At 70.4% G+C, this 26,059-nt stretch carries 23 protein-coding genes; 14 read left to right on the top strand and 9 right to left on the bottom strand.

The window, feature by feature from the left end:
- Nucleotides 1-112 precede the first annotated feature (112 nt).
- From ACFP3H_RS14195 to ACFP3H_RS14205, 3 genes are all read left to right on the top strand, one after another.
- Nucleotides 113-865, top strand: a complete 753-nt coding sequence (locus ACFP3H_RS14195) for an SDR family NAD(P)-dependent oxidoreductase (protein ID WP_378605332.1) — start codon at nucleotides 113-115, stop codon at nucleotides 863-865.
- Between the two features lie 77 nt (nucleotides 866-942).
- Nucleotides 943-2,184: a precorrin-6y C5,15-methyltransferase (decarboxylating) subunit CbiE gene (gene cbiE, locus ACFP3H_RS14200; RefSeq protein WP_378605542.1), complete on the top strand. Its 1,242-nt coding sequence runs from the start codon at nucleotides 943-945 to the stop codon at nucleotides 2,182-2,184.
- 194 nt (nucleotides 2,185-2,378) lie between these two features.
- Entirely contained in the window at nucleotides 2,379-3,146 is a 768-nt protein-coding gene (locus ACFP3H_RS14205) for a cobalt-precorrin-6A reductase (protein WP_378605335.1), read from the top strand.
- A gap of 2 nt (nucleotides 3,147-3,148) precedes the next feature.
- Here ACFP3H_RS14205 and ACFP3H_RS14210 read toward each other — a convergent pair whose 3' ends face one another.
- From ACFP3H_RS14210 to ACFP3H_RS14230, 5 genes are all read right to left on the bottom strand, one after another.
- Complete coding sequence (locus ACFP3H_RS14210) at nucleotides 3,149-3,682, bottom strand: PadR family transcriptional regulator (RefSeq protein ID WP_378605338.1); 534 nt, start codon at nucleotides 3,680-3,682, stop codon at nucleotides 3,149-3,151.
- Between the two features lie 153 nt (nucleotides 3,683-3,835).
- Nucleotides 3,836-4,438 (bottom strand): ubiquitin-like domain-containing protein, encoded by a 603-nt coding sequence (locus ACFP3H_RS14215; RefSeq protein WP_378605341.1) that lies wholly within the window; start codon nucleotides 4,436-4,438, stop codon nucleotides 3,836-3,838.
- A gap of 248 nt (nucleotides 4,439-4,686) precedes the next feature.
- Nucleotides 4,687-6,246 (bottom strand): precorrin-3B C(17)-methyltransferase, encoded by a 1,560-nt coding sequence (cobJ, locus tag ACFP3H_RS14220; protein WP_378605545.1) that lies wholly within the window; start codon nucleotides 6,244-6,246, stop codon nucleotides 4,687-4,689.
- 5 nt (nucleotides 6,247-6,251) lie between these two features.
- The gene (locus ACFP3H_RS14225) at nucleotides 6,252-6,887 is read right to left on the bottom strand and encodes a precorrin-8X methylmutase (RefSeq protein ID WP_378605344.1); all 636 of its coding nucleotides are present in this window, start codon (nucleotides 6,885-6,887) and stop codon (nucleotides 6,252-6,254) included.
- Nucleotides 6,888-6,936: 49 nt separating this feature from the next.
- Nucleotides 6,937-7,374, bottom strand: coding sequence for an Lrp/AsnC family transcriptional regulator (locus tag ACFP3H_RS14230; RefSeq protein ID WP_378605347.1), 438 nt, complete (start codon nucleotides 7,372-7,374; stop codon nucleotides 6,937-6,939).
- A 131-nt stretch (nucleotides 7,375-7,505) separates the two neighbouring features.
- Between ACFP3H_RS14230 and ddaH the strand changes: the two genes are divergently transcribed.
- Both ddaH and ACFP3H_RS14240 read left to right on the top strand, forming a co-directional pair.
- On the top strand, nucleotides 7,506-8,369 hold the full coding sequence (gene ddaH, locus ACFP3H_RS14235) for a dimethylargininase (RefSeq protein WP_378605350.1): 864 nt from the start codon (nucleotides 7,506-7,508) through the stop codon (nucleotides 8,367-8,369).
- Nucleotides 8,370-8,405: 36 nt separating this feature from the next.
- Nucleotides 8,406-9,596 (top strand): low temperature requirement protein A, encoded by a 1,191-nt coding sequence (locus ACFP3H_RS14240; RefSeq protein WP_378605353.1) that lies wholly within the window; start codon nucleotides 8,406-8,408, stop codon nucleotides 9,594-9,596.
- A gap of 118 nt (nucleotides 9,597-9,714) precedes the next feature.
- On the opposite strand, the gene ACFP3H_RS14245 is transcribed toward ACFP3H_RS14240, so the two are convergent.
- Together ACFP3H_RS14245 and cobG are read right to left on the bottom strand one after the other, a co-directional pair.
- On the bottom strand, nucleotides 9,715-10,806 hold the full coding sequence (locus tag ACFP3H_RS14245; protein WP_378605356.1) for an RNA ligase (ATP): 1,092 nt from the start codon (nucleotides 10,804-10,806) through the stop codon (nucleotides 9,715-9,717).
- Nucleotides 10,807-11,075: 269 nt separating this feature from the next.
- A complete protein-coding gene (gene cobG, locus ACFP3H_RS14250) occupies nucleotides 11,076-12,305 on the bottom strand; it encodes a precorrin-3B synthase (RefSeq protein WP_378605359.1) in 1,230 nt (409 codons plus the stop codon).
- A 297-nt stretch (nucleotides 12,306-12,602) separates the two neighbouring features.
- Here cobG and ACFP3H_RS14255 point away from each other — a divergent pair, with 297 nt between their 5' ends.
- The 5 genes from ACFP3H_RS14255 (at nucleotide 12,603) to ACFP3H_RS14275 (ending at nucleotide 19,762) form a co-directional block, all read left to right on the top strand.
- A complete protein-coding gene (locus tag ACFP3H_RS14255) occupies nucleotides 12,603-13,277 on the top strand; it encodes a hypothetical protein (RefSeq protein ID WP_378605362.1) in 675 nt (224 codons plus the stop codon).
- Nucleotides 13,278-13,310: 33 nt separating this feature from the next.
- Nucleotides 13,311-14,669: a DNA polymerase III subunit beta family protein gene (locus ACFP3H_RS14260; protein WP_378605365.1), complete on the top strand. Its 1,359-nt coding sequence runs from the start codon at nucleotides 13,311-13,313 to the stop codon at nucleotides 14,667-14,669.
- Nucleotides 14,666-15,142, top strand: a complete 477-nt coding sequence (locus ACFP3H_RS14265) for a hypothetical protein (RefSeq protein ID WP_378605368.1) — start codon at nucleotides 14,666-14,668, stop codon at nucleotides 15,140-15,142. The genes ACFP3H_RS14260 and ACFP3H_RS14265 overlap by 4 nt, the downstream gene beginning before the upstream one ends.
- Before the next feature lie 315 nt (nucleotides 15,143-15,457).
- The gene (cobN, locus tag ACFP3H_RS14270; protein WP_378605371.1) at nucleotides 15,458-19,318 is read left to right on the top strand and encodes a cobaltochelatase subunit CobN; all 3,861 of its coding nucleotides are present in this window, start codon (nucleotides 15,458-15,460) and stop codon (nucleotides 19,316-19,318) included.
- A gap of 33 nt (nucleotides 19,319-19,351) precedes the next feature.
- Complete coding sequence (locus tag ACFP3H_RS14275) at nucleotides 19,352-19,762, top strand: cupin domain-containing protein (RefSeq protein WP_378605374.1); 411 nt, start codon at nucleotides 19,352-19,354, stop codon at nucleotides 19,760-19,762.
- A 12-nt stretch (nucleotides 19,763-19,774) separates the two neighbouring features.
- Here ACFP3H_RS14275 and ACFP3H_RS14280 read toward each other — a convergent pair whose 3' ends face one another.
- Nucleotides 19,775-20,230, bottom strand: coding sequence for a hypothetical protein (locus tag ACFP3H_RS14280; protein WP_378605377.1), 456 nt, complete (start codon nucleotides 20,228-20,230; stop codon nucleotides 19,775-19,777).
- 239 nt (nucleotides 20,231-20,469) lie between these two features.
- On the opposite strand from ACFP3H_RS14280, the gene ACFP3H_RS14285 reads away from it, so the two are divergent.
- The 3 genes from ACFP3H_RS14285 to ACFP3H_RS14295 all read left to right on the top strand — a co-directional run bounded on the left by ACFP3H_RS14285 (nucleotide 20,470) and on the right by ACFP3H_RS14295 (nucleotide 24,728).
- Entirely contained in the window at nucleotides 20,470-22,875 is a 2,406-nt protein-coding gene (locus tag ACFP3H_RS14285; RefSeq protein ID WP_378605380.1) for an MFS transporter, read from the top strand.
- A 184-nt stretch (nucleotides 22,876-23,059) separates the two neighbouring features.
- Nucleotides 23,060-24,010 (top strand): ParA family protein, encoded by a 951-nt coding sequence (locus ACFP3H_RS14290; RefSeq protein WP_378605383.1) that lies wholly within the window; start codon nucleotides 23,060-23,062, stop codon nucleotides 24,008-24,010.
- Nucleotides 24,003-24,728 carry a hypothetical protein gene (locus ACFP3H_RS14295; protein ID WP_378605386.1) on the top strand — a complete coding sequence of 242 codons (726 nt, stop codon included), beginning with the start codon at nucleotides 24,003-24,005 and terminating at the stop codon, nucleotides 24,726-24,728. The genes ACFP3H_RS14290 and ACFP3H_RS14295 overlap by 8 nt, the downstream gene beginning before the upstream one ends.
- An 8-nt stretch (nucleotides 24,729-24,736) precedes the next feature.
- On the opposite strand, the gene ACFP3H_RS14300 is transcribed toward ACFP3H_RS14295, so the two are convergent.
- On the bottom strand, nucleotides 24,737-25,000 hold the full coding sequence (locus ACFP3H_RS14300; protein ID WP_378605389.1) for a helix-turn-helix domain-containing protein: 264 nt from the start codon (nucleotides 24,998-25,000) through the stop codon (nucleotides 24,737-24,739).
- Nucleotides 25,001-25,195: 195 nt separating this feature from the next.
- On the opposite strand from ACFP3H_RS14300, the gene ACFP3H_RS14305 reads away from it, so the two are divergent.
- Complete coding sequence (locus tag ACFP3H_RS14305; RefSeq protein ID WP_378605392.1) at nucleotides 25,196-26,005, top strand: mycofactocin-coupled SDR family oxidoreductase; 810 nt, start codon at nucleotides 25,196-25,198, stop codon at nucleotides 26,003-26,005.
- Nucleotides 26,006-26,059 lie beyond the last annotated feature (54 nt).

Consider the following 26,059-nt stretch of genomic DNA (forward strand, 5'->3'; position numbering starts at 1 on the left):
GCGCAGGTTCGCGGGTTCGGCGCGGCCGCGCTCGGCGGCCTACTCCGATCCCGGCGGCCGTGAACCCGGCACGTCGATGCGGGTGCGTTCGCTCGGATGACACACTGGCCCTATGGGAACGCAGCAGAACGACGGGCCGGTGCTGGTCCTGGGTGGCCGCAGTGAGATCGGCCTGGAGGTGGCGCGGCGACTGGCGCCGGGCCGGGTGGTGATCCTGGCCGCCCGCCGACCCGACGCCCTCGACGCCGAGATCGAGCAGTTGCGCGCGGCCGGCGCCGCCGCCGTGCACACCGCCGAGTTCGACGCCGACGAGACCGCCACGCACGCACCGCTGCTGGAGAAGATCGCCGCCGAGCACGGCGGCATCGGCACCGCGGTCCTGGCCTTCGGCATCCTGGGCAATCAGGAACGCGCCGAACAGGATCCGGCCCACGCGGTCGCCATCGTGCAGACCGATTTCGTCGCCCAGGTCAGCGTCCTGACCACCCTGGCCACCCTGATGCGCGCGCAGGGCACCGGCCGGATCGTGGTGTTCGGTTCCATCGCGGGCGTGCGGGTGCGCCGGGCGAACTACGTCTACGGATCGGCCAAGGCGGGCCTCGAGGGTTTCGCGAGCGGCCTCGGCGACGCCCTGCACGGCACCGGCGTCCACCTGCTGCTGGTGCGCCCCGGTTTCGTGATCGGTCGCATGACCACCGGCATGGACCCCGCCCCGATGGCCAGCACCCCCGACCAGGTCGCCGACGCCGTCGTGCGCGCCCTGGACAAGGGCGCCACCCGCGTCGCGGTCCCCGGTCGGCTGGCTCTGGCTTTCGTCGTGATGCGCCTGCTTCCGCAATCGGTCTGGCGCCGGATGCCCCGGTGACCGGCCCGCGCCCCGGTGCCGACGACGCCCGCGCCGGATCGAGTCCAGGTGTCGCAGCGGCTTTCGAATCGGCCGAGATCGGCGCGAAAGAAGCAGCCTGGTCCGGTCATCCGATCGTGGTGGCCGGGATCGGCGCCGACGGCTGGGACGGCCTCGGCGAGACGGCGCGCCGCGCGGTGCGCGAGTGCGAGGTCGTCTTCGGCTCCCCGCGCCAGCTGACCCTGCTGCCCGCAGGCGAGGCCGAGCACCTCGCGTGGCCGAGTCCGCTGCTGCCCGCGCTGGCGGAGTTGTTCGCGCGCAACGCCGATCGCCGCATCGGCGTGCTCGCCAGCGGCGACCCCATGTTCTACGGCATCGGCGTCACCCTGGCCCGCCGCTTCGGCGCGGCCGCCCTGCGGGTGTTCCCGCAACCGTCCTCGGCCTCGCTGGCGTGCGCCCGCCTCGGCTGGCCGCTGGCCGAGACGCCGGTGGTGAGCGTGGTTGCCCGACCGTTGCCCACCGTCGTGCCGGAATTGTCCGACAACCGCCGAATTCTCGTGCTCAGCGAAAACGAGCACACCCCGGCCGAACTCGCGAAACTGCTCTGCGACAACGGTTTCAGCGCCTCGACCCTGACCGTGCTCGAACAACTCGGCGGCCCCGCCGAGCACCGGCACACCGGCACCGCCGCCACCTGGTCGCACCCGCCCGGCGACGCGCTCAACCTCGTCGCCCTCGACTGCCGCGCCGACCCCGACACCCGCCGCGACACCCGCCTGCCGGGCCTGGCCGACGCCGCCTTCGCCGGCGACGGCCAGCTCACCAAGACCGAGGTCCGCGCCCTCACCGTCACCGCGCTGGCCCCCGCACCGGGCGAGACGCTGTGGGATGTGGGCGGCGGCTCGGGCAGTATCGCGATCGAATGGTGCCGCACGCATCCGCTGTGTCGCGCGGTCACCTTCGAACGATTGCCTGCCCGGCGCGCGCAGATCGCCACCAATATCGTCGCGCTGGGCGTTCCGGGAATAACAATCCGCGGGGAAGTGAGCTCGGAGTTAGCCGGAGCCGAAATTCCGGCGCCCGACGCCATATTTCTCGGTGGCGGACTCACCCAGGACGGATTGTTCGATCGCTGTTGGCAACGTCTGCGCCCCGGCGGTCGACTCGTCGCCAACGCCGTCACGGCGGAATCGGAAGCGCTGCTGCTCGACTGGTCGGCCCGGCACGGGGGTTTGTTGCGTAAATTTCAGATCTATCGGGGCGAACCGCTCGGTGGGTTCACCGCCTGGCGCCCGCACTTGCCGGTCGCCCAGTGGATTGTCCGAAAATCCGCTGGTTGACAGATCAACGACCCGAACGAACGATCACGATCAGATCACGCGCAGATCACGATGATTTCGTTACCGCAGGACTCGCGGACATGAAGAATTTCGGACCGGGCGTGTAGAAGGTTCGGCTCAGGGGTAGGGTCGTTGCCGTTCCGGGTAATCCCCCGGTGCGTTTTTCCATCGGTGACCGAGCCGGTGGGTGATGATTGCGGAGGGCTGTCCTGAGAGTTCTGATTCTCGGCGGCACCGGAGAAGCCAGGGAGTTGGCGCGCGCGGCGTCGGAGGAGCGCGGACTCGACATCGTGTCCTCGCTGGCCGGTCGGGTCGCCAATCCCCGACTTCCGGTCGGTGCGGTGCGTGTGGGCGGGTTCGGTGGCGTCGAGGGCCTCCGAACCTGGCTGCGCGAGAACGCCATCGACGCCGTCGTCGACGCCACCCACCCCTTCGCCGCGCAGGTGAGCGCGCACGCCGCCACCGCCGCGGCCGAACTGGACCTGCCCGTGCTGCACCTGCGCCGCCCGGAATGGGTGCGGCGCGGCGGCGATCTGTGGACGCGGGTGCCCGATCTGGCCGCGGCGGCCGCGGCCCTGTCCCCGCGCGACCACAATGTCCTGCTCACCATCGGCAGGCAGGGCGTCGGCGCGTTCGTCGGTCGCACCGGCCACCGGTTCGTGATCCGCTCCATCGACGCGCCCACGGTGCCGCTGCCGCCGCGCTCCACGCTGTTGCTCGCGCGGGGCCCGTTCACCTTCGACGAGGAACTCGTGCTGATGTCGCGGCACCGCATCGACGTGCTGGTCACCAAGAACAGCGGCGGCGAGCAGACCGAGGCCAAGATTTTCGCCGCCCGTACCGCCGGGCTGCCGGTGATCATGATCGACCGGCCGCCGCTGCCCGCGGGCGCGGTCACCGTTGCCGAGGTCGCCGCGGCGATCGACTGGCTGCGCGCGGCCGCCGGGCACCGCGTGCGCTGAGCTCAGCGCGGGGTGAAGATCGTGGGCAGCTGGTCGAACCAGTGCAGGACCGCGCGCTCGTAGGCGATGCCGAATTCGAGGGTGGCGCGCTGGTGCGGCGCCAGGGCCGAGGCGTCCTCGTCGAGGTAGCGGTCGAGGCGGTCCTGGTGGATGTTCTTGTTGGCGGCGATGATTCGATCGCGGTGCGCCGGTTCGAGGTGCTCGCCGAACGAGAGCGTGAGCAGCAGCGGCACCCGGATGGTCTCGGCGCCGGGATCGCGGGTGATCCACTCGGCGAAGGCTTCGCGGCCGATCTCGGTGATCCGGTAGGGGGTGCGTTCCCTGGCGCCGCGCTCGCCCTTGGTCACCAGGCCCGCGGCGTCCATGGTGGACAGTTCGCGATAGACCTGGCTCTGGGTGATGGTCCAGAAGTCGCCGATGCGTTGCTGGGCCTGGGTGGCCAGATCCCAACCCGACTTCGGGCCCTCGTGCAGGAACCCGAGTAGCGAGGCCGCGGTGGAGTTCAGCGGTCGGCGTCGAGTCGCGGTGTCGGTCAACGGTCAACTCCCTTCGCACTACATTCCTCAGTGGAATGTTACGCCCCGGTGGACGGTGCTCCCATAGTGCCGGGTTGCGGTGCGTTCGCCGGAGTCGGGGTACGGCGGTGGTGCTCGCGCGCTGAGCACCACCGCCGCGTCGATCCGTTCGGGTCAGACCAGGGCGAGGTTCACGTCGTCGCCCTCGGCCAGATCGTAGGACGCCACGGTGTGGGAGTCCACGAGCTCGACCTCGCTGTCGGTGACGAGCTGCTGGTCCGCGGCCGGCACGCCGGTGTGCTCCTCGAGGAACGCCTTGAGATCGGCGACCGTGGCCGTGGGGTCGAGTTCGATGGCCAGCGGCTGTCCGTCGAGGCCGTTGACCACGATCGACAGGATGGTGGCCGCCTCGGGCGCGGTGGGGTCACCGGGCGCCGTCGCGTCACCGGGCGCCTCGGTCGGGTCCGTCGCCTCGGCCTCGGGTGCGGTCGGCTCGGTGTCGGTCTCCTGCGCCTCCCCGTCCGGGTCCGCCGCCGGCGCGGGCGCGGCGGGCTCGGTGGCGCCCGGCTCGGCCTCGGCCTCCGGTGCCGCCTCGAGGATCACCGGCGCGCTCGGGTCCTGCTCCGGCGCTTCGGTGGCGGTCGTGGGATCCGCCGCGGCGGTGACGGTGAACGCTCCGGTGACTGGTACCGCCAGGGCCAGCGACAGCAGGCCGACCGTGAGGCCGCGGCGAACTCCGGAACCGAGGGTGCGTGATGCGTGGTGCTGAACTCTCATCGTGGTGAATCCTTTCATCGTCCTCGAAGGGACGCGGTGGGGAATCGAACCAGGAAACGAGATGTCACGCTCGCGGGGCAGCCCCGCGAACCCAGTGTGCCACCGTGTCGAGCACGCGCAGCAACCCCAGTCAGTGAGGGAACCGGTGGAGGCGGGGTCGATCCCCGCCGGAGTCCGGTGCACCGACTAGGGCGACATGCGTACCGATCGCGCGGTTTCGGGCGGTTTCCGGGGCCTCCGGTCGACTTCTACCCCAGCCCGTACCGGCGTGAGGTGAAAACTCGGGGACCTTCCGGCGTGTCGAAGGCGGTGGTGGTCGAGGAGCCGATGATCAGCAGGGTGCGCATATCGACCTGGTCGGGATCGAGTTCGCCCAGGGTGGTCACCCGCACCGACTCGGTCGGCCCGCCCACGTCGCGACCGAGCACCACCGGGGTCTGCGGCGGACGGTGCTCGAGCAGGACCTCGCGCATGGCGCCGACCTGCCAGCGCCGCTGCGAGGACGCCGGATTGTAGATCGCGATCGCCATGTCGGCGGCGGCCACGGCCGACAGGCGCTGGGCGACAACATCCCACGGCTTGAGTCGGTCCGACAGCGAGATCATCGCGTAGTCGTGGCCCAGCGGTGCGCCGACCCGGCTCGCCACGGCATTGGCGGCGGTCAGACCCGGCAGGACCCGCACGGGAACCTCTTTGAACTGCGGTTCGGCCGAGACCTCGAGGACGGCCGCGGCCATCGCGAACACGCCGGGATCGCCGGAGGACACGACCGCCACCCGCGCGCCCCGCTTGGCCAGGTCGAGAGCCATGGCGGCCCGCTCGGATTCGACCTTGTTGTCGCTGGCGTGCCTACGCTGGCCGGCCTGTTCGGGCACACGGTTGATGTAGGTGGTGTAGCCGACGAGGTCGGTCGCCTCGGCCAGGGCGGCGGTCACCTCGGGAGTCGTCCAGGCGGTGTCGCCGGGGCCGAGGCCGACGACGACGACTTCGCCTGGAGGAAGGGACGATTCGGTACTGGCGCTCGTGCGGGCCGTCGTCGGTGCGGCCCGTTCGGACAGGCGCGGACCGTCGGTGGGAATCGACGTGGTGGGGGTCGGGCCGGGAACCAGCGTGATCGAGAAGTACGGCACCTCGGCCTCGTCCACGTCCGCGGCGGCGAGAACCCGCTGGCGGGTGCTGCTGGCCCGCTCCACGTAGTAGGCGTCGGCCAGTCGGCCGGAATCCGAAAGAGCTTGGCGCACACCGGGGAACGTGCGCCCCAGCTTCATGATCGCCGCCGCGTCGGTTTCGCGCAGTCGCTCGGTCAGCTCCGCCACGTCCATCGTGCCGGGCAGCACCGTCAGTACCTGCTCGCCTTCGACCAGCGGAGTGCCCAGTGCCGCCGAGGCCGCGCTCACCGAGGTGATGCCGGGCACGATCTCGGTGTCGAACCGGTCGGCCAGGCGCCGGTGCATGTGCATATAGGAGGAGTAGAACAGCGGATCACCGGCGGCGAGCAGGGCGACATTGCGCCCGGCGGCCAGGTGCGCGGCGAGCCGTTCGGCGGCCTGCTCGTAGAACTCGTCGATCGCGCCCTGGTACCCGCCGGGATGATCGGTGGTCTCCACCGTCACCGGATAGACCAGGTGCTCCTCGAGCTGTCCCGCGCGCAGATACGGCGCCGCGATGGCGCGCGAGATGCTGCGCCCGTGCTTGGCGCTGTGGAACGCGACCACGTCCGCGGCGGTGATGAGTCGGGCCGCCTTCACCGTCACCAGTTCCGGATCGCCCGGTCCCAGTCCGATACCCCACAGTGTGCCGGTGCTGATCTCACTCACTCCTGTTCGCTCGCAATGGCATTGAGGGCCGAGGCGGTGATCGCGCTGCCGCCGCGTCGACCGCGCACGGTGAGGTACTCGATCCCGCCGTAGTCGATCAGTGCCTGCTTGGATTCGGCCGCGCCGATGAAACCCACCGGGATGCCGATGATCGCGGCGGGGCGCGGTGCTCCGGCATCGAGCATGTCGAGCAGGTGGAACAGCGCCGTCGGGGCATTGCCGATGGCCACCACCGCGCCGTCGAGCTGGTCGCGCAACAGGTCCAGCGCCGCCACCGAGCGGGTATTGCCCAGGCGCGCGGCCAGTTCGGGCACGCGCGGGTCGGTGAGGTTGCACAGCACCGCGTTGTCGGCGGGCAGCCGCTTGCGGGTCACCCCCGAAGCGACCATGTTCGCGTCGCAGATGATCGGCTTGCCCGCGGCCAGCGCGGCGCGCGCGGCGGCGACCACGCCGGGGGACCAGGCGATATCGGCGGCGAGGTCGACCTGGCCGCACCCGTGGATCATGCGCACCGCCACCCGCTCGACATCGGCGCCGAAACCGGACAGGTCGGCTTCGGCGCGGATCGTCGCGAACGAGCGCCGATAGATCTCGGCCCCGTCGGTGAGGTAGCTGGCACGCACGTCGGACATGCCGACAACCCTAGAACCTGGCTCCGACGTGCTCCGCGCCGCGGTCGGCTCAGGTGCGCGGGCGTTCCAGAATGCGTGACATCACCAGCGAACTGCGGGTGCGGCCCACGCGCGTGTTCTCCCTGATCCGCTCGACCGTCACCTCGATCTCGGCCATGTCGGTGGCCATCACGTGCACGAGCGCGTCGGCCTCGCCCGCGATCGTGCACACCCCGACCACCTGCGGAATCGGTTCCAGGGTGCGGCGCAACTCGGCCGGGGAGATGTTGTCGCGGTAGTAGACCTCGACGTAGGCCTCGGTCGTCCAACCCAGCGCGGCCGGGTTGACCTGCGCGGTGAACCCGGTGATCTGCCCGCTGGCGACCATCTTGTCCACCCGCCGTTTCACCGCGGGCGCCGAGAGCCCCACCGTCGAGCCGATCTCCTGGAACGAGGCGCGGGCCCGGACCAGCAACTCCGCGAGAATCAGCCGATCGATGTCGTCCATATCACTCTTTCTCTTCTTGGCGCAATGATTCTCCATTCTGACATCCGAATGCACAACGAATCGGTGTTACCGGTGCAACGCACCGGCGAATACGGTCGTAGCAACCTTTCCGCACACCTCCGGGAGTTCTGATGACCGCCGCCGCCCCCCTTCGCGTCCACGCCCCCGTGCGGACCGCCACCCCGCGTCGCTATGTGCTGTGCCGACCCGACCACTTCGAGGTCACCTACGCGATCAACCCGTGGATGGATCCGGCCGAGCCGGTGGACCGGGCGCGGGCGGTGGCGCAGTGGGACATCCTGCGCGCGACCCTCGAGGCACACGGGCACACCGTGGACACGGTGCCCGGCGAACCCGGCCTGCCCGACATGGTGTTCGCGGCCAACAGCGGCATCGTGATCGGCGGACTGGCCATGTCGGCCCGGTTCCACCACCCCGAGCGTTCCGCCGAGGGCCCGCACTTCCACCGGTGGTTCGCCGGGCGGGACCTGCGCGAGCTGCGGGGCGCGGCCGAGATCAACGAGGGTGAGGGCGATTTCGCGTACGCGGGGGAGCGGATCCTGGGCGGGGTCGGGTTCCGCTGTTCGCTCTCGGCCCACGACGAGGTGGCGCGGTACTTCGATCTGCCGGTGGTGTCGCTCGAGCTGATCGACCCGCGCTTCTACCACCTCGACACCGCGCTGATGGTGCTCGACGCGACCACGGTCGCCTACTACCCGGCCGCGTTCAGCCCGGCCGCGCGCGCGGTGCTCGCCGAGCTCTACCCCGACGCCATCCTCGCCGACGAGGCCGACGCGGTGTCGTTCGGTCTCAACGGGCTCAGCGACGGCCGCCACGTCTTCGTCGACCCCGGCGCCACCGGCCTCATCGCGCAGCTGCGCGAGCGCGGTTTCGAGCCCGTTCCGGTCGATGTGTCCGAACTGCGCAAGGGCGGCGGCGGCGTGAAGTGCTGCGTGCTCGAGCAGCACACCCGCCGCGACACGACCGCGGGCTAGCCCGGCGGCCACCGGCCGCCACCACATACTGGGCGGGTGGCTACCCCAGAGCACCCCACCGAGGAACGGCGCGCGAGCTGGACCGAGTTGTTCTTCGACCTGGTCGCGGTCGCGGGCATCGGCCAGCTCACCCACATCCTGCACCGGGGTCCCTCCCTCGGTGAGTTCGGGCTGTATGTGGTGCTCTACCTGGCGTTCTGGGTGGTGTGGGCGTGCGTGACCGTGTACAGCAATGTCGCGGGCGCGCAGGCCCGCACCACGCTGGTGTTCGCGTGCATGTTCGGGCTGTGCGTGATGATGGCCGCGGTGGACGGGGTGCCCGACGAGCACGCGAACGTCTTCGCCGCGATCTATGTGCTGGTGCGGGTGGGTTCGTCGCTGGGGTGGCGGCGCGGGCAGGTGGTGGTGGACTGGCCGGTCGCGCAGATCGGCTCGGGCACGGTGCCGTGGGTGGTGTCGCTGTGGGTGCCCGCGCCGTGGAAGTTCGTGCTGTGGGGTGTGGGGTTGGCGATCGACCTGTGGGTGATGTTCGCGGTCGACGCCGAACGATTGATGGTCGACGCCGAGCGACGGGTGCGGGCCCGGTTGCGCTTGGATCGCGGCGGCAAGAAGTCCGCTACCGAGACACCGAAACTGCAAGCGCTGCGCGCTGATCCGGCCCATCTGGGCGAGCGGCTCGGGCAGTACCTGATCATCGTGCTCGGGGAGGGCGTGATCTCGGTGATCGCGGCGGTCTCGGCGGAGGAGTGGACGGTGCCGGTCGCGGTGATCGGGGTGTGCGCGTTCGGGTGCCTGCTGGGCATGTGGGGTCTGACGCTGCACTACGGGTTCGTGCCGCGGATGATGGGCGAGTCGCCGGTCGCGTTCACCACCCCGCCGCAGCGGGTGATGGCGATCCACTGCGCGCTCAGCGGCGCGGTGGCCACGGTGGCGGCGGGCCTCGGCCTGGTCGCCGCGCATCCGTCGGGGCATCTGCCCGTCGGGATCGGGTGGGTCCTCGGCGGCGGGGCGGCGGCGTTCTTCCTGATCTGCGGGTTGTCGGGCCTGGCCAGTGCCGGCCCGCGCTGGCTGTGGCGCTGGCCGTTGCCGTGCCTGGTGGTGGCGGCCGTATTGGCGTGGGCGGCACCGCATATCGGCGGAATGTGGTTGACGGTGGGAGTGATGGTGACGCTGATCGCGGCGGTCGTGTCGGAGACCGCGCGAGCGCGGGACGTGCGCGTGGCCTGAGTGGTCGATCGGCCCGCGCGATCCGAGTCGGTGGGCACGTCGACGGCCGAGCTGCCCGGTCGCGTCGGGCGGAGGGGATTGCGCGTGCGTGGCGGCGTCCGCGCAACCCCCTTGTCGCTCACTCGTATTCGGTGCCACCGTCGCGCAACAGGTACGCGGCCGAGACGAGCTTGCCGATCGCCCGGCCGCCGAGGATCGGCGAGTGCCGCTCGGTGACGGGCCGAACGACCAGCCCCTCCCGAATATTGGTGCCCTCGCCGCTGACCGTCTCGGTGCCCTCGGCCAGCGCCATCAGCATCTCGGCGTCGTAGGCGCCCTCGTACAGCACCGGCACCCGAGGCACGCCGAGGCCGAGATCGGCCAGCAGCGTGGTGATCTCGTGGTGGCCGAGCCAGCGCACCGGCTGCCCGCCGACCGCCACCGCGACGTCGAAGAGCCCGAACCCGAGCGACTCGTCGTGCGCGGCGGAGGCGCCGTAGTGCAGGTCCTGCACGCCCGCGCCGTACACCTCGCCGAAGAACCCGACCCGGTCGGCGTCGAGCGCGGCGGCGATCTTGCGGGCGGCCTCGTCGAGCCCGTGCGCCCGGATGGCGCGCCAGTACAGGTTGGTCTCCGAGGCCGTTAGCGACAGCGACCGCCCGCCGACGCCCTTGGACGACACCAGGATTCGATCACCGTCGCGCACATGGGTGAGCAGGCACGCGGTCCCGTGGATCTTCTCGGTGGCCACCACCGGCTCCCCGGCGGTGAAGATCTCGGGCAGCCGCCGGATGTTCTCGATGTCGACCCACCGCAGCAGATCCGGCGCCGACTCGACCTGCCCCGACATCGACACCGGCACGGGCGGAACCCATTTCACGATCCCCAACGCCGCGGCGAAGTCGGTCCGCGCATCAGCGGCCGCGACCAGGTCCACCCCGGCCAGCGCGCTCGGCGTGCACACGATGCCCTGCGACACCTCACCGCGCAACCGCACCGCCTTCACCCGATTGCGCAGCAAACCGGCCAGTTTCCCGGTCAGCCCGAGTTCGGCGATCAGCTCGTCGGGCAGCACGGACTGCTCCGGGATGTAGACCGCGTGCTCGCCGGTCGTGTACTGACCCTTGGCGACCACCGCCCGGTACAACCCGACCTGGGCCAGCTCGAGCCGATCGGCGTTCGGATGGGGAAGGACGACGAGCCGCTCGGCCGTCACCCGCAGTGTGGACATGGAAACCCCCTCGTAGTGAGAAGGTCAGCGTACGAGGCGATCTCGCACAGGTCGATCCAATTTCGCGGGCCGATCGAGGCACCGAGCGTCCGTGAGCCCGTGTCGTTCGCCGATTCGGCTCGTCCGCAGCCGCAGCCGCAGCCGCAGCCGCAGCCGCAGCCGCAGCCGCAGCCGCAGCCGCAGCCGCAGCCGGGCTGCGGCCTCGCTGACGACTGGGGAGCCCCATTCGGCGGCAGCCTGTCGCGGGCCGCGCGCGGGTAGACAGATGGTCAGTTCGCGGCGGTGCCCGGCTCGGTGGCCTCGTCGGCGCGATCGATCCGGTAGCCGTGTTCGGTGGCGACCACTTCGGTGACGGGCCCGTGGGGGCGCCCGCAGCGGCGCTCGCACCCGGACCAGTGTTGGCGACCCGCCTCGGCGACCTCCTCGGCGGGAATCAGCTGGTTGTCGGTGGGCGGCAGGGTGTCGGTCGGGGGCAGGATCCGGTCGGAGTCGACGGCGGCGGTGAGGTCGGCGCGCACATCGGTGTGTGATTTGGCGCAGCCGGGGCGACCCGCGCAGGCACTGACCCGCAACCAGGGCGAGTTCGCGTCGAAGATCAAACCCATCGGCGCGAGCACCCGCACCACGGTCTCGGCGGGGCCCTCGTCGAGGTCGGTGATCACCAGGCTGCGCCACGGGGTGACGAACACCGGGCGTTCGATCGCGGCGAGGAACTCGGTGGTCCTGGCCGACAGCGTGCCCAGCGGCACCCCGGCGCCGAGGGTGACCAGGCCGTCGTCCTGATCGAGCCACCCGATCGGAATATCGTGTGCCGCACCGAGTTCGAGCGGTTCACCGGCGGGGGAGCGCCGCAGGGTCTCCACGACCGATTCGACGCCGCCCGCGATCTCGTGCAGCCGCCACTGCCCGGTCTCGCTGGTGCCGCGCAGATCGAGGAAGCCGCGCGCCGCCGCGAGCATGACCCCCACCGCCTCATCCGCGCCGACCCGGATCCCGGTGTCGGCGCCGGCCAGCAGCAGCGCGAACTCCGTGCCCACGGCCTGGATGCCGATATCGCCGCGCAGGGTGGTCACGTCGCCGCGCCCGTCGTCGAGGGTGAACAGCACCCGGCCCGGCAGCTCGCTCAGCCGCGGGTCGGCGCGCAACCCGGCATCGAGATCGACCGCCAGCCCCCGCACATCCGCGAAACCACCGATCCGCCCCGACAGCGGCGAGGCGACGATATTGCGCACCCGCTCGTGCGTCTCGCTGGGCAGCAACCCCGCCTCACCCAGCCGCAACGCCAGCTCCGAGGCGTCGCGCACCTGCCGCAACTGGATATTGCCGCGCGAGGTCAGCTCGAGATTGCCGTTGCCCAGATCGCGGGCCGCGTCCGCCAACACCTGCAACTGCGCGGACTCGAGCCGCCCACCGGGCACCCTTATCCGCGCCAACGGCCCGTCGGCCGCCTGATGCAACCGCAGAACCCCTGGGCACGAATCGGGAGCACTCCTGGTCATGATCGTCCAGCCTACGACCACCCGCCCGACCCCGAGCAACGTGCTCGCGCCACCGCGATCGTTTCCTCGCGAGTGCCCGGCGAAGGGCGGTGCATCGGCGACCCTCACCGAGGAAACCCAGGCCCCCGACAAATCAACCGATGTCGACCGGATCGAGCTGCAACGGCGCATCCGACCGGTCCTCGGCCGCGCCGACGCGGTGACGGAGGCGACGTGCGTCACGTGGCCGGATGGGGGTAGTCGCCTAGGGTGAGGGGCGGATCGTCGCCGCCCGAGTACCGACAGGAGAATCGCCGCATGCTGCGTGAATTCGTGGACAAGCGTGTAGTCCCCGCCCTCGACCGGGCCGCCAAGGCGCAGGTCCCGGTGGTGAACCGATATGTGGACTGGTTGGCGGCGCGCCACCCCGAGGACGCTCCGGTGGAGGTCGTGCAGCGCCTGTCGAAGCAGTACCTGGTCGTGGTGACGGCCAGCGGTGTCGCGGTGGGGTTGACCGCGGCGGTGCCCGGTGTCGGCACGCTGATCGGCCTGGCCGCCACCGGTGTCGACACGCTGGTGTTCCTCGAGGCGTCCTCGGTGCTGTCGGTCGGTGCCGCCGCCGCGTACGGCATCGATGTCGACGATCCCCGGCAGGCGCGACTGGTGTCGAAGGTGGTGCTCGGCAACGCGGGCACCAAGGTCCTCGACGAGACCGCCGGGCACAAGACCGGCCAGTGGCTCTCGGTCGTCACCGACCACATTCCGGTGCTGTCGAGCATGCCGGACTCCCCGGCCAAACGGTTCCTGGTGAACTACCTGGTCAAACGCACGCTGCTGCTGTTCGGCACGCTGATCCCCGCCGGGGTCGGCGCGATCATCGGCGGCGTCGGCAACAACGCGCTGGGCCGCCAGGTCGTCGCCAACGTCTACCGCAATCTCGACACCGGCTCCCCGGACATGGTCGTGGCGGGCACCACGCCCGCGCGGTCTTGACCTTCGAGTCGCTCGAACCCCGATGATGAGCCGGTGCCCGACACCGAGCTCATCACCATCGGAGCGTTCGCCCGCGCCTGCGGCCTGAGCGCCAGCGCCCTGCGCTTCTACGCCGACGCGGGCGTGCTCACCCCCGCCGTCGTCGACGAGGCCACCGGCTACCGCTACTACACCCCCGACCAGTCCGACACCGCCCGCCTCATCCGCCACCTCCGCGCCGTCGACATGCCACTGCCCGCCGTCGCGGCCGTCCTCGCCGAACCCGACCCCGCCCGCGCCGCCGCCCTGGTCGACGACCACCTCGCAGCCCTGGACCGCCACCTGAGCGAGGTCCGCGCCGCCGCCACCTCCGCCCGTGCCGCCCTCCACCCCGAACCCCCTGGCTCGCCCGACGAACACGATCGCGACGCACCCATCTCGACACGTCACCCGGCCCACGACGGTCGTACCGAACATCACCGGGCATCTGCCGACCATCGCCGCGGTGTCGCCGCGAGTCGCTCGCACGAGGTCAACGCGCACGAGGATGAGGCCCCGGCCGTCGATCGCGGTGTGCGCCTGAGCGGCCCCCTGCTCGCCGCCGCACTCGACCAGGTCGCCACCGCCACCCTCACCGACCCGACCATGCCGGTCCTCGACACGATCCTGTTCGAAGCCGACCCGCACGGCTTGATCCTGACCGCCACGGACCGCTACCGCCTGGCAACGAGAACCTTGCGCCCCCAACGCCTTTCCGTCACCCCCTGGTCGGCCACCATCGACGCCGCCGACCTCCGCACCACCGCGCCCTGGCTGCGCCGACAACACTGCGTCACCCTCCACCCGACCCCGGCGGGCATCGAATTCAGCACTGAACCTTTCGCTCCCACGAGCCCTTCCGTCGAGCGAGAGAAGAAAGACCTCGCGCGAGCATCCGCCGATCCCGGCCGGGTGGCCGCCGACTCCACGCCCCGCCTGTGTCGTCGCTCGACCGAGGACTTCCCCGACTACCGAGCGATGCTCGCCGCGCTGCCCCCGGTCCGCACGAGAGTTGTCCTGGCGCGCACAGACCTGCTCGACGCGCTGGAAACCGCTGGTACACCGACGATCTCGTTGCGGGTGCGGCCGCCGAACGCCATGACCGTCCTGCCGTGCGGCACCACCAGCCCCGAGGGCGCTCGGTCGCCCGATGTCGAAAACTCCCTGCCCGCCACTGTCACCGGTCCCCCGATGACCCTCCACTTCACCGTCACCACCCTCTACCCGGCCGTCGTGGGCGCCGTCGGCCCGGACGTGATGCTCGACCTCCTCGCCCCCGACCTCCCCGTCCGGGTCCGCTCCGCCGACGACGGCGATCTGTCGACCCTGACCATGCCCCGCGAACCCGTACCGACCCAGGAGCCCACCCGATGACCGACACCGTCATGGCCCGAATCACCCAGGGCGTCACCGACTTCCGTGCCGGCGAACACGACCGCGCCCGCACCGACCTCCTCGACATCTGGACCGAACTCGGCCCCGCGGGCGACCCCCTGCACCGCTGCACCCTCGCCCACTACCTCGCCGACGCCTACGACGATCCGGCCGAAGCCCTCGTCTGGGACATCCGCGCCCTCGACGCCGCCGACGCCCTCACCGACGCGCGCCTCGGCGACTACCACGCGGGCCTGCGGGTCGCGGGCTTCTACCCGTCCCTGCACCTCAACCTCGCCGACAACTTCCGCCGCCTCGGTTCCTTCCCCGCCGCCACCCGCCACCTCGACGCCGCCCGCGCCCGCCTCGACACCCTCCCCGACAATGACTACGGTGCGCTGATCCGGCGTGTCGTTCCCGAGATCGAACTCGCTATCGCGGCCAACGACACCACCCGCCGCCCCCGCCCGTGAGGGCCGCGACCGGCCGTCTCGCCATCGCCCGGCACCGCCGCGCATCGCGATCGCCACGCCGTGACGCCCAGGATCACCGGGCCGCCGGACGGGAAGAGCCGCAGCCGCTCGCCACCGCGCGCTGATCAGCGGTCCAGCGGTGGGGGCGGGCTGGAAAGTTGCGGGTCGGGTGGGGCCAGTAGCATCGTCTTGCTCGGCGGGCGTCGAGGAAACCGGTGGAAATCCGGTGCGGTCGCGCCACTGTGAACAGCCAGACCCTCTCCGGCGAGCACCACACCCACCGTTGGGCGCGTCACCCGAGGAAGGTCTCACCCTGTGATCCTGCTGCTGTCCACCTCCGATACCGATCTGCTGAGCGCGCGCGCGAGCGGCGCGGACTACCGGTGGGGCAACCCGTCGCGCCTGCTGGTCGAGGATCTGCCGGAGCTGCTCGACGGCGCCGACCTGGTGATCGTGCGCATCCTCGGCGGCAAACGCGCCTGGGAGGACGGCCTCGACGCGATCCGCGCGAGCGGGGTGCCGATGGTGGCGCTGGGCGGCGAGATCGCGCCCGATGCCGAACTGATGGAGACCTCGACGGTCCCGGTCGGTGTCGCCGCCGACGCCCACAACTACCTCGCCGCCGGTGGCGCCGAGAATCTGGCGCAACTGCACCACTTCCTCTCCGACACCGTGCTGCTCACCGGCCACGGCTTCGAACCCCCCGCGCAACTGCCGAGCTGGGGCGAACTCGAACGTTCCGCGCGCATCCTCGAACCGCACGCACCCACGGTCGCGGTGGTCTACTACCGCGCCCAGCACCTGGCCGGCAACACCGCGTACATCGAGGCCCTGTGCAAGGCGATCGAGGCCAAGGGCGCGCGCCCGCTGCCGGTCTACGCGGCCTCGCTGCGCACCGCCGAACCCGAACTGCTCACCCTGCTCGGCCGCGCCGACGCCCTGGTCGTGACCGTGCTGGCCGCGGGCGGCAGCAAGCCCGCCACGGCTTCGGCCGGTGGCGACGACGAAGCCTGGGATGTCGCCGCACTGGCCGCCCTGGACGTGCCGATCCTGCAGGGCCTGTGCCTGACCAGCGGCCGCGCGCAGTGGGCGGCCAACGACGACGGCCTGTCCCCGCTGGACGTGGCGACCCAGGTCGCGGTGCCGGAATTCGACGGCCGCATCATCACGGTCCCGTTCTCGTTCAAGGAGTTCGACGCCGACGGCCTGTCCGCCTACGTCCCCGATCCCGAACGCGCTGCCCGCGTGGCGGGCATCGCCGTGCGGCACGCGCGCCTGCGTCACATCCCGGCCGCCGACAAGCGGATCGCGATCATGCTCTCGGCCTACCCGACCAAGCACGCCCGCATCGGCAACGCCGTCGGCCTCGACACCCCCGCCAGCGCCATCCGCCTGCTCACCGAACTGCGCACCGCCGGTTACGATCTCGGCGACATCACCGAGATCCCCGGCCTGGTCGAACGCGACGGCGACGCGCTGATCCACGCCCTGATCGCCGCGGGCGGCCAGGACCCGGAGTGGTTGAGCGCCGAACAGTTGGAGGGCAACCCGATTCGCATCGGCGCCGCCACCTACACCCGCTGGTTCGAGTCCCTGCCCGAGGACCTGCGCGAAGCCGTCATCGAGGCGTGGGGCCCGCCGCCGGGCGAACTCTACGTAGACCGCTCGGCCGACCCGCAGGGCGAGATCGTCATCGCCGCACTGCGTTTCGGCAATGTGGTGCTCATGGTGCAGCCGCCCCGCGGCTTCGGCGAGAACCCCGTCGCGATCTACCACGACCCCGACCTGCCGCCGAGCCACCACTACCTCGCCGCCTACCGCTGGCTGTCCGCGCCCGACGGCTTCGGCGCCGACGCCATGGTGCACCTGGGCAAGCACGGCAACCTGGAATGGTTGCCCGGCAAGACCCTCGGCATGTCCGCCTCCTGCGGCACCGACGCCGCCCTGGGCGACCTGCCGCTGATCTACCCCTTCCTGGTCAACGACCCCGGCGAGGGCACCCAGGCCAAGCGCCGCGCCCACGCCACCCTGGTCGACCACCTCATCCCGCCGATGGCGCGCGCCGAAACCTACGGCGACATCTCGCGTCTGGAGCAGCTGCTCGACGAGCACGCCAACATCTCGGCGCTGGACCCGGCCAAACTGCCCGCCATCCGCCAGCAGATCTGGACCCTGATGCGCGCGGCCAAGATGGACCACGACCTCGGCCTGGCCGAACGCCCCGAGGAAGATGTCTTCGACGACATGCTCCTGCACGTCGACGGCTGGCTGTGCGAGATCAAGGACGTCCAGATCCGCGACGGCCTGCACATCCTCGGCCAGGCGCCTGAAGGCGAGATGGAACTCGACCTGGTCCTGGCGATGTTGCGCGCCCGCCAGCTGTGGGGCGGGGAGCAGAACGTGCCCGGCCTGCGAGAAGCGTTGGGGCTCAGCGAAGCCGGGGACGAATCGCGTGAACGCGTCGACGTGGTGGAATCACGCGCCCGCGAACTGCTCGGCGCGCTCCAAGCGACGGACTGGTCGGCCGATGCCGTCGACACACTGGTCGACGACTACGCCACCGCGATTCTCGCTGGGGGAGTAGACGATTCGGCCACCACGTCGACGGATGCCGACGAATCCGTGACCGGTGTCGCCGAGACAACCTCGGCGACGATCGGAGTCGACGCGCCCGCAGCGCCCGTTGCGGCTTCCCCGGCCACGGTCGGCGCGGCGTCCACGAACGGGCCGGTCGGGGTTGTCGCGAACTCGGCCGTAGCCCCAACGGATTCCGGCGTCGTGACCGACCCCAGTGCGCTGACGACGGCGGGCAGTGTTGCTGTGAGCGGGCGCCTGGCAGCGGTGAAGACCGTCCTGCGTTTCGCCGCCACCGAAGTCGTTCCCCGCCTGCGTGAGACCAGCATCGAGATCGCCCGCGTCCTGCACGCCCTCGACGGCGGTTTCATCCCGGCGGGCCCCAGCGGCTCCCCGCTGCGCGGACTGATCAACGTGCTGCCCACCGGCCGCAACTTCTACTCCGTCGACCCCAAGGCCGTCCCCTCGCGCCTGGCCTGGGAGACCGGCCAGGCCATGGCCGAATCGCTGCTGGCCCGCTACCTGGCCGACCACGGCGAGTACCCGAAGTCGGTCGGCCTGTCGATCTGGGGCACCTCGGCCATGCGCACCTCCGGCGACGACATCGCCGAAGTCTTCGCCCTGCTGGGTGTTCGGCCCGTCTGGGACGAGGCGAGCCGGCGCGTCACCTCGCTCGCGGTGATCTCCCTGGCGGAACTGGGCCGCCCCCGCATCGACGTCACCGTCCGTATCTCCGGCTTCTTCCGTGACGCTTTCCCGCACGTGCTCGCCCTGCTCGACGACGCGGTCCGCCTCGTCGCCGACCTCGACGAACCCGCCGAGTCCAATTACGTTCGCGCACATGCCCAGTCGGACCTGGCCGAACACGGCGACACCCGCCGCGCCACCACCCGCATCTTCGGCTCCAAGCCCGGCACCTACGGCGCGGGCCTGCTCCAACTCATCGACTCCAAGAGCTGGCGCACCGACGACGACCTCGCGCAGGTCTACACCACCTGGGGTGGCTACGCCTACGGCCGCGACCTCGACGGCGCCCCCGCCGCCGACGACATGCGCACCGCCTACAAGCGGATCGCGGTGGCCGCCAAGAACACCGACACCCGCGAACACGACATCGCCGACTCCGACGACTACTTCCAGTACCACGGCGGCATGGTCGCCACCGTGCGCGCGCTGACCGGCCGCAACCCCGAGGCGTACATCGGCGACTCCACCCGTCCGGATGCCGTGCGCACCCGCACGCTCTCGGAGGAGACCGCCCGTGTCTTCCGCGCCCGCGTGGTCAACCCGCGCTGGCTCGAGGCGATGCGCCGCCACGGCTACAAGGGCGCCTTCGAAATGGCCGCCACCGTCGACTACCTGTTCGGCTACGACGCCACCACCAATGTGGTCGCCGACTGGATGTACGAAAAGCTCTCCGAGAGCTACGTTTTCGACGACGTGAACCGCAAGTTCATGGAGCAGTCCAACCCGTGGGCCCTGCACGGCATCGCCGAACGCCTCCTGGAGGCCGCCGAACGCAAACTCTGGGAACACCCCGAACAGGAAACCCTCGACAAACTGCGCCAGGTCTACCTCGAAACCGAGGGCGAACTGGAGTAGCCCCGCTCCGGGCGGGTGAAATAGGCTGAGCGCATGAGCGAGAACCGCCCAGCGTTGGCCGTGGAACTGGACCTCCAGCCGCATCCCGAAGGCGGCTGGTTCCGGGAAACCTGGCGCAGCCCAGTCGAATTCGAGCCCACCGGCTACCCCGGCCCGCGCGCGGCCGCGACAGCGATCTACTACCTGCTGCTCCCCGGCGAGCACTCCGCACCCCACACCGTGACCTCCGACGAGATCTGGCTGTGGCATCGCGGCGGCCCCCTGCTGCTGACGATCGGGGGCGAGGACATCGTCCTCGGCCCCGACGTCGAACAGGGCCAACGCCCACAGGCGGTCGTCCCGGGCGGCGTCAGCCAGGCCGCGCGCCCCGCGGGCGAGGACTACACCCTGGTCAGCTGCGTCGTCGCCCCCGGCTTCGACTTCGCCGACTTCCGCCTCGACTGACCCCGCCGAACGCTAGGCCGAGATCAGCGTGACGATCAGTTCGTCGGCGATCGACTCGGCCTTCACCATGCCCGCGCCCAGGTACAGCGTCGCCGCGCGGGGGCGGCCGTCGGCCAGGGGCACCACCGAGACCGCGTCGACCCGGCGCCCGGCCAATGCGCGGTAGGGCTCCTCGTCGGTGACGTCGAAAGCGGTGTATTTGCCGGAATGGGCGACATATTCGATATTCACCGGATCGACCAGCGGCTCGAACGGATCGCGCCACGGATTCGCGCCGATGCGCAATTCCGCGCCGTCGACACCGGCGTCGAAGAGCAGGGTCGAGCCGTCGGTGAAGGTGAATTCGATCGGGCCCTCGGTGCGGTCGATCTCGTCGCCGAGAACGTAGAACATCCGGCGGACGGCGACGATGGTCGCGTCGACCGCGGCATTGAGGGCGGACCGGCCGTGCTCGGCGGAGTCGGACATGCGACTTATCATGTCGCCGTGAGCCGACGGCCCGCAACTCGGCCCGCCGTGCCACGAAAATGAACGGTAACTTGATCCCTCGGTGACGGCGGCGAATCCGACGTGGGTAAGCTCGGCGGACCAGTGCATGAAGAGTTCCACCCGCGGCGCAAAGTTTTCCTCGCAGCGGGGTTGTCGGCCCTCGTGTGGGCCGAATGATCGACCCCCACTTGCCAGCCGATCAGAACCAGGGCTTCTCCATGACCGATACCGTCGTTGCCGAATCACGCCTCACGCACCGCCAGACGCTCACGATTCTGTCCGGCCTGCTATTGGGGGTGTTCCTCGCCGCGCTCGACCAGAATATCGTCAGCGTCGCGATCGTGCGGATCTCCAACAGCCTCGACGGGTTCGACGAACAGGCATGGGCGACAACGGCATACCTGATCACCGCCACGGTCACCACCCCGCTCTACGGCAAACTCGCCGACATCTACGGTCGCAAACCGCTCTACCTGATCGCGATCGCGCTGTTCGTCCTCGGTTCGGCGGCCTGCTGTTTCGCCACCACCATGTACGAACTCGCCGCCTGCCGGGCCTTCCAGGGCCTGGGCGCCGGTGGGCTGATGTCGTTGGCGTTCACCATCGTCGGCGATCTCGTGCCCGCCCGCGAACGGGTGCGCTACCAGGGCTATTTCCTGATGGTGTTCGGCATCGCGACCGTGCTCGGCCCGGTGGTCGGCGGATTCCTGTCCGGCTTCGACACTCTCGGCGGCGTGGAGGGCTGGCGCTGGGTGTTCCTGGTGAACGTGCCGGTCGGGGTGCTGGCGTTCGTGGTGGTCGCGCGGGTGCTCAACCTCGCGCACACCCGCACGCGCAGCCGCATCGACTGGCTAGGCGCGCTCACCCTGATCGTCGGTGTGGTGCCGCTGCTGATCGTGGCCGAACAGGGCCGCGTGTGGGGGTGGACCGAGCCGAAGTCGCTGTACTGCTACGGAATCGGCGCCGGCGGGCTGCTGCTGTTCGTGCTCGTGGAATTCCTGATGAAGGACGCCGCGCTGATCCCGCTGCGTCTGTTCCGCAACTCCACCTTCAGCATCGCGATCATCGGCGGCTTCCTCATCGGGGTGGCCATGTTCGGGGCGATCACGATGGTGCCGCAGTACCTGCAGGTCGTGCGCGGTTACTCGCCGACCGAAGCCGGACTGCTGATGCTGCCGCTGGTGGTGGGCATCATGGTCGGCGCGCAACTGTCCGGGCTGATCACCAAACTCACCGGCCACTACAAGGTCCTGCCCGTGCTCGGCGCGCTGATCCTGGCGATCGGATGCGCCCTGTTCGCCCGGATCGGCTACACCGGGCCGATGTGGCAGCCGCTGGTCTACAGCGCGATCATGGGTTTCGGACTCGGCGGCTGCATGCAGACGCTGATCATCGCCGCCCAGAACGCGGTGAGCCGCACCGAGATGGGCGTCTCGACCGCGGCGGCGACCTTCTTCCGCCAGCTCGGCGGCACCCTCGGGGTCGCGGTCTTCCTCACCGTGCTGTTCGACCGGCTGCCCGGTTCGATCCTGGACGCGTTCGGCGGCACCCTGCCACCGGGCTTCGACGCCGAACGCCTCGCCGCCCTGCAACGCGACACCAGCACCATCGCCACCCTGCCCGACGAGTGGCGCATTCCGATCCTCGAGGGCTTCACGAACTCGATGCACAGCGTGTTCTTCCTCGCCGCCGACCTCGCGATCGTGGCCTGCCTGGTGCTCATCTTCATGAAAGAGATTCCGCTGCACGATGATCGGGTCGCCGAACCGGCCGCCGACCCGACCCTGCTGCGCGATGTGAGCCTGCACGACGCGCACGAGATGGCGGGCCGGTCGCGCCCGGTCGGCCCCCGGGTGATCGCGGGCCTGCTGCGTCGCGACGACGACCGCCCCGTGCCCGCCGCCACCCTCACCCTGATCGACCAGCACGGCCACCAGGTCGCCCGGGGCAACGGCGACGCCGACGGCGCCTACGCGATCGAGGCGCCGCGGGCGGGCAACTACGTGCTCATCGCCGCCGCGGCCGGCCACCAACCCGAGGCGGTGAGCGTGTCGATCGCCGAGCGTGCCCACCACGTCGACCTGGTACTGGTCGGGGCGGGGGAACTCACCGGGATCGTGCGGTCCGCGCGCCGCGGCGAACCGCTGTGGGGGGCGGCGGTCACGCTGACCGACCCCGAGGGCGAGGTGGTGGGCGCGGCGATCACCGGCGAGGACGGCGCCTACGTATGCCGCGACGTGGTGAGCGGCACCTACACCCTGGTCGCGGTGGCCGACCACATGCGCCCCACCGCCCTCGCGCTGGTCGTGCCCGAGACCGGCTCGCTGGTGCGCGACATCGACCTCGAACCGATGGCGATCCTGCACGGCTCGGCCTGGGTGCAGGGCGACCGCCCCGTCCCCGACGTGCAGATCACCGTCCTGGACTCCGGCGGCGACCCCGCCGCCACCGCCCGCACCGACGAGAACGGCCGCTACCTCGTCCCCGACCTGCCTTCCGGCGAGTACACGGTGGTCGCGCGCGGCTACCCGCCGGTCGCGAGCCAGGTATCGGTGACGCGCGGCGAGATCACCCACGACGTGACCCTCGGCTTCGAGAACGAGGAGTCGATGCACTCGCAGTGAGCGTGGCCGGATCCCCGACGATCCGATCGTCCAAAGGTGGTGCGAATAGACCGATTTCGGTCGACGGCCGAGCCGCATGGTGGCACTATCGACTCCGGTTCGTCACTCGCCGCGCTCGATCGCGCGTGACATCCATCGGTGGGCGCCGACCGTCGGGCGGTGCACGAATCACGGGGAGCGGATCATGCGGGTCGTGTCGGTCATGAACTACAAGGGCGGCGTGGGGAAGACGACGCTCACCGCGAACCTCGGCGCCGCCGCTGCGGCCAGGGGCCTACGCGTCCTGGTGATCGACCTGGACCCGCAGACGAATCTGACCTTCTCGTTCTTCTCGGTCGAGGAGTGGCATTCCCAGCTCAAAGACGGCCGCACCATCCGGCAGTGGTACCAGGGCGACATGCCGGGACGCGACATGGGATTGGCCGATCTCGTGGTCACCCCGGAACGAGTGAACGCGGTCATCGATGCCGAGGCCGGACGACTCGACCTGATCTCCTCGCACCTGGGCCTGATCGATATCGATCTCGAACTGGCCGCCCTGCTCGGTGGCGCCACCACCCTCGAAGGGTCGAAACGCCGCTACCTCGACCTCCACGGGTGCCTGCGACAAGCGTTGGCGGACAGTCATTTCCAGGAGAACTACGATCTGGTGCTGATCGACTGCGCGCCGAACTTCGGGCTGGTCACCAAGACCGCCATCGTGGCCAGCGAACTCATCCTGGTACCGGCCAAGGCCGACTACCTCTCGACACTGGGACTGGACTATCTGGTCGGCAACTGCGCCGGCCTGGTCGAGGAGTTCAACGACTACGTCAACCACGGGACCGGGTCCACGAACCACGCGACCATCCACCCCAGCTTCCTCGGCGTCGTCTTCACCATGGTCCAGATCTACTCGCAACAGGTGACATTGGCTCAGCAGTCCTATATCGATGAGGTGCGCGACGGATCGCGCGTGCCGGTCTTGAAGAGCGTGATTCGCAACAGCCCCAAGCACTTCGGTAGCGCGGGCGAGGACGGCGTACCGGCGATGCTGCGCGCCGCTCGCGCCGACGAGGTCGTCAAGGAATTCGATCAGTTGGTCAACGAGATTCTCGGCGCGCTGACCGAAGCCCGCGGAGCGCACGGTGGCTGACCTGGACGATCTGGGCGCCCTGAACGTCAGGTTCGCCGAATTCCTGCGCGAGGTGGACCCCGCCACGGCGCGGGCGCTCATCGCGGGGACGATGAAGTTCGCCGCCGTACCGGTCGATGCCACGGTGTCGGATCCGCCGACCCGCACGGCGCCGGTGGTCCACTTGCCGTCGTCCACACCCCGGGCGTGGGAACCTGATCGGGTGGCGCGAGAGCTTCAGGAAATGACGCCGGGTTCGCAACGAAGCCGCTACCTGAACGGGTCGGGTCTGACGGTGGCAGCGTTGCGGCAGGTGGCCACACTGCTCGGCATCAGCGGCTACTCGCGATTGGCCAAGGCCGACCTCGTCGCCCTGCTCGCCGGACACCCGACCGACCACGGTGCCGGTGCGTTCACGCCTGTCCCGGCCGAGGCGGTCGTCGACAGCGCGTCGAACGGGTCCGCGGCACCCGAGGCGACCCCGGCGGCGTCGAGACCCGCCACCGCAGCGAACCCGGACGGCCCGTCGATCGCCGCCCACCTTCGCGCCACCGACACGGTCGACGCGGGCGCCGCCTATCTCCGCGCACACAATCTCGACCGCGCGGACCTGCTCGCGGTGGCCGCCGCATTGCAACTGACTCGCGTCGACCGGCTCAGCCGCGCCGACCTGGAAAAGCGGGTGCTCAAACAGGCGATCACCGCGCGCCGGAAATTCGCGGGGCTGCGGCAGTGGTGAGCGGTCGATCAGGCTGATTCGGCGACCGGGTCGGAGCGGTAGGACTCGGCCAGTTCGGCAAGGGGGATCGACAGGGCTTCGGCGAGGCCGACGACGGTGCCGAACGCGGGGGAGGGCAGGCGGCCCGATTCGATCTTGCGCAGGGTTTCGGGGGAGATGCCGGCGCGCACGGCGACCTCGGTGAGATCGCGGTCACCACGGGCCGTGCGCAGGCGACGGCCCAGGCGACGACCCGCTTCGACCTGCGCGGGGCTGAGGGGAAGACGGACCATGGAACCGATGGTAGGTGCTCGCGGACGCCCTCGCCACGGCGCGTGCGCCGGGCGCACCGACCCGGTGGCGAGGATCGGCGACCACGGGCGATCGCGCTCGCGCGGGAACGATTCGGCGATCGCGGTTTTCGCATCGCCGCCCCGCTGTCGGTGGTAGGTGTCAGGGGAAGACATCGAGGTTCGGAGGATTTCACCATGGCACGACGGTTCGAGGGCAAAGTCGCTTTCGTCACGGGCGCGGCCCGCGGACAGGGCAGGGCCGAGGCGGTGCGATTCGCCGAGGAGGGCGCCGCGGTGATCGCGATCGACGCCTGCGCGGAGTTCGCCAGCACCTCCTACCCGGGCGCGACCGAGGCCGACCTGGCCGAGACGGTGCGCCTGGTCGAGGCCGCGGGCGGCAAGATCGCCGCGAGCAAGGTCGACGTGCGCGACTTCGATGCCCTCTCGGCGGCGCTGGCGGCGGGCGTCGAGCAGTTCGGCAGGCTCGACGCGGTGGTGGCCAACGCCGGGATCTGCTCGGCGGCGATGTCGTGGGAGATCACCGCCGAGCAGTGGCGCGAGACCATCGACGTGAACCTCACCGGGGTCTTCCACACCGCGAAAGCCGCGGTGCCGCACCTGATCGCGCAGGGCGAGGGCGGTGCGATGGTGTTCACCAGTTCGGTCGCCGGCATCAAGGGCATCCCCTTCACCGCCCACTATGTCGCGTCGAAACACGCGGTCACCGGGCTGGCCAAGACCATGGCCAACGAGCTGGGCTCCTACCGGATCCGGGTCAACACCGTGCACCCCGCGGGCGTGGACACCGGCATGCAGGTCACCGAGATGGGTCCGCTGTTCGAGGAGTACGGCGCCACGCTGGCCCCCATCTTCATGAACGCGCTGCCCAGCTACATCTGTCAGCCCGAGGAGATCGCCGCGGCCGTGGTGTGGCTGTGCTCGGACGAGGCGAGCCAGATCACCGGGGCGCAGATCCCGATCGACATGGGCAACCTCAACCGCTGAGTTGGTATTTTTATACCGTCGCCGCTAGGGTGGTATGAAAATACCGAGTGGAGG

It is taken from the genome of Nocardia lasii, from assembly GCF_042658545.1.
Taxonomy (GTDB): Bacteria; Actinomycetota; Actinomycetes; order Mycobacteriales; family Mycobacteriaceae; genus Nocardia; species Nocardia lasii.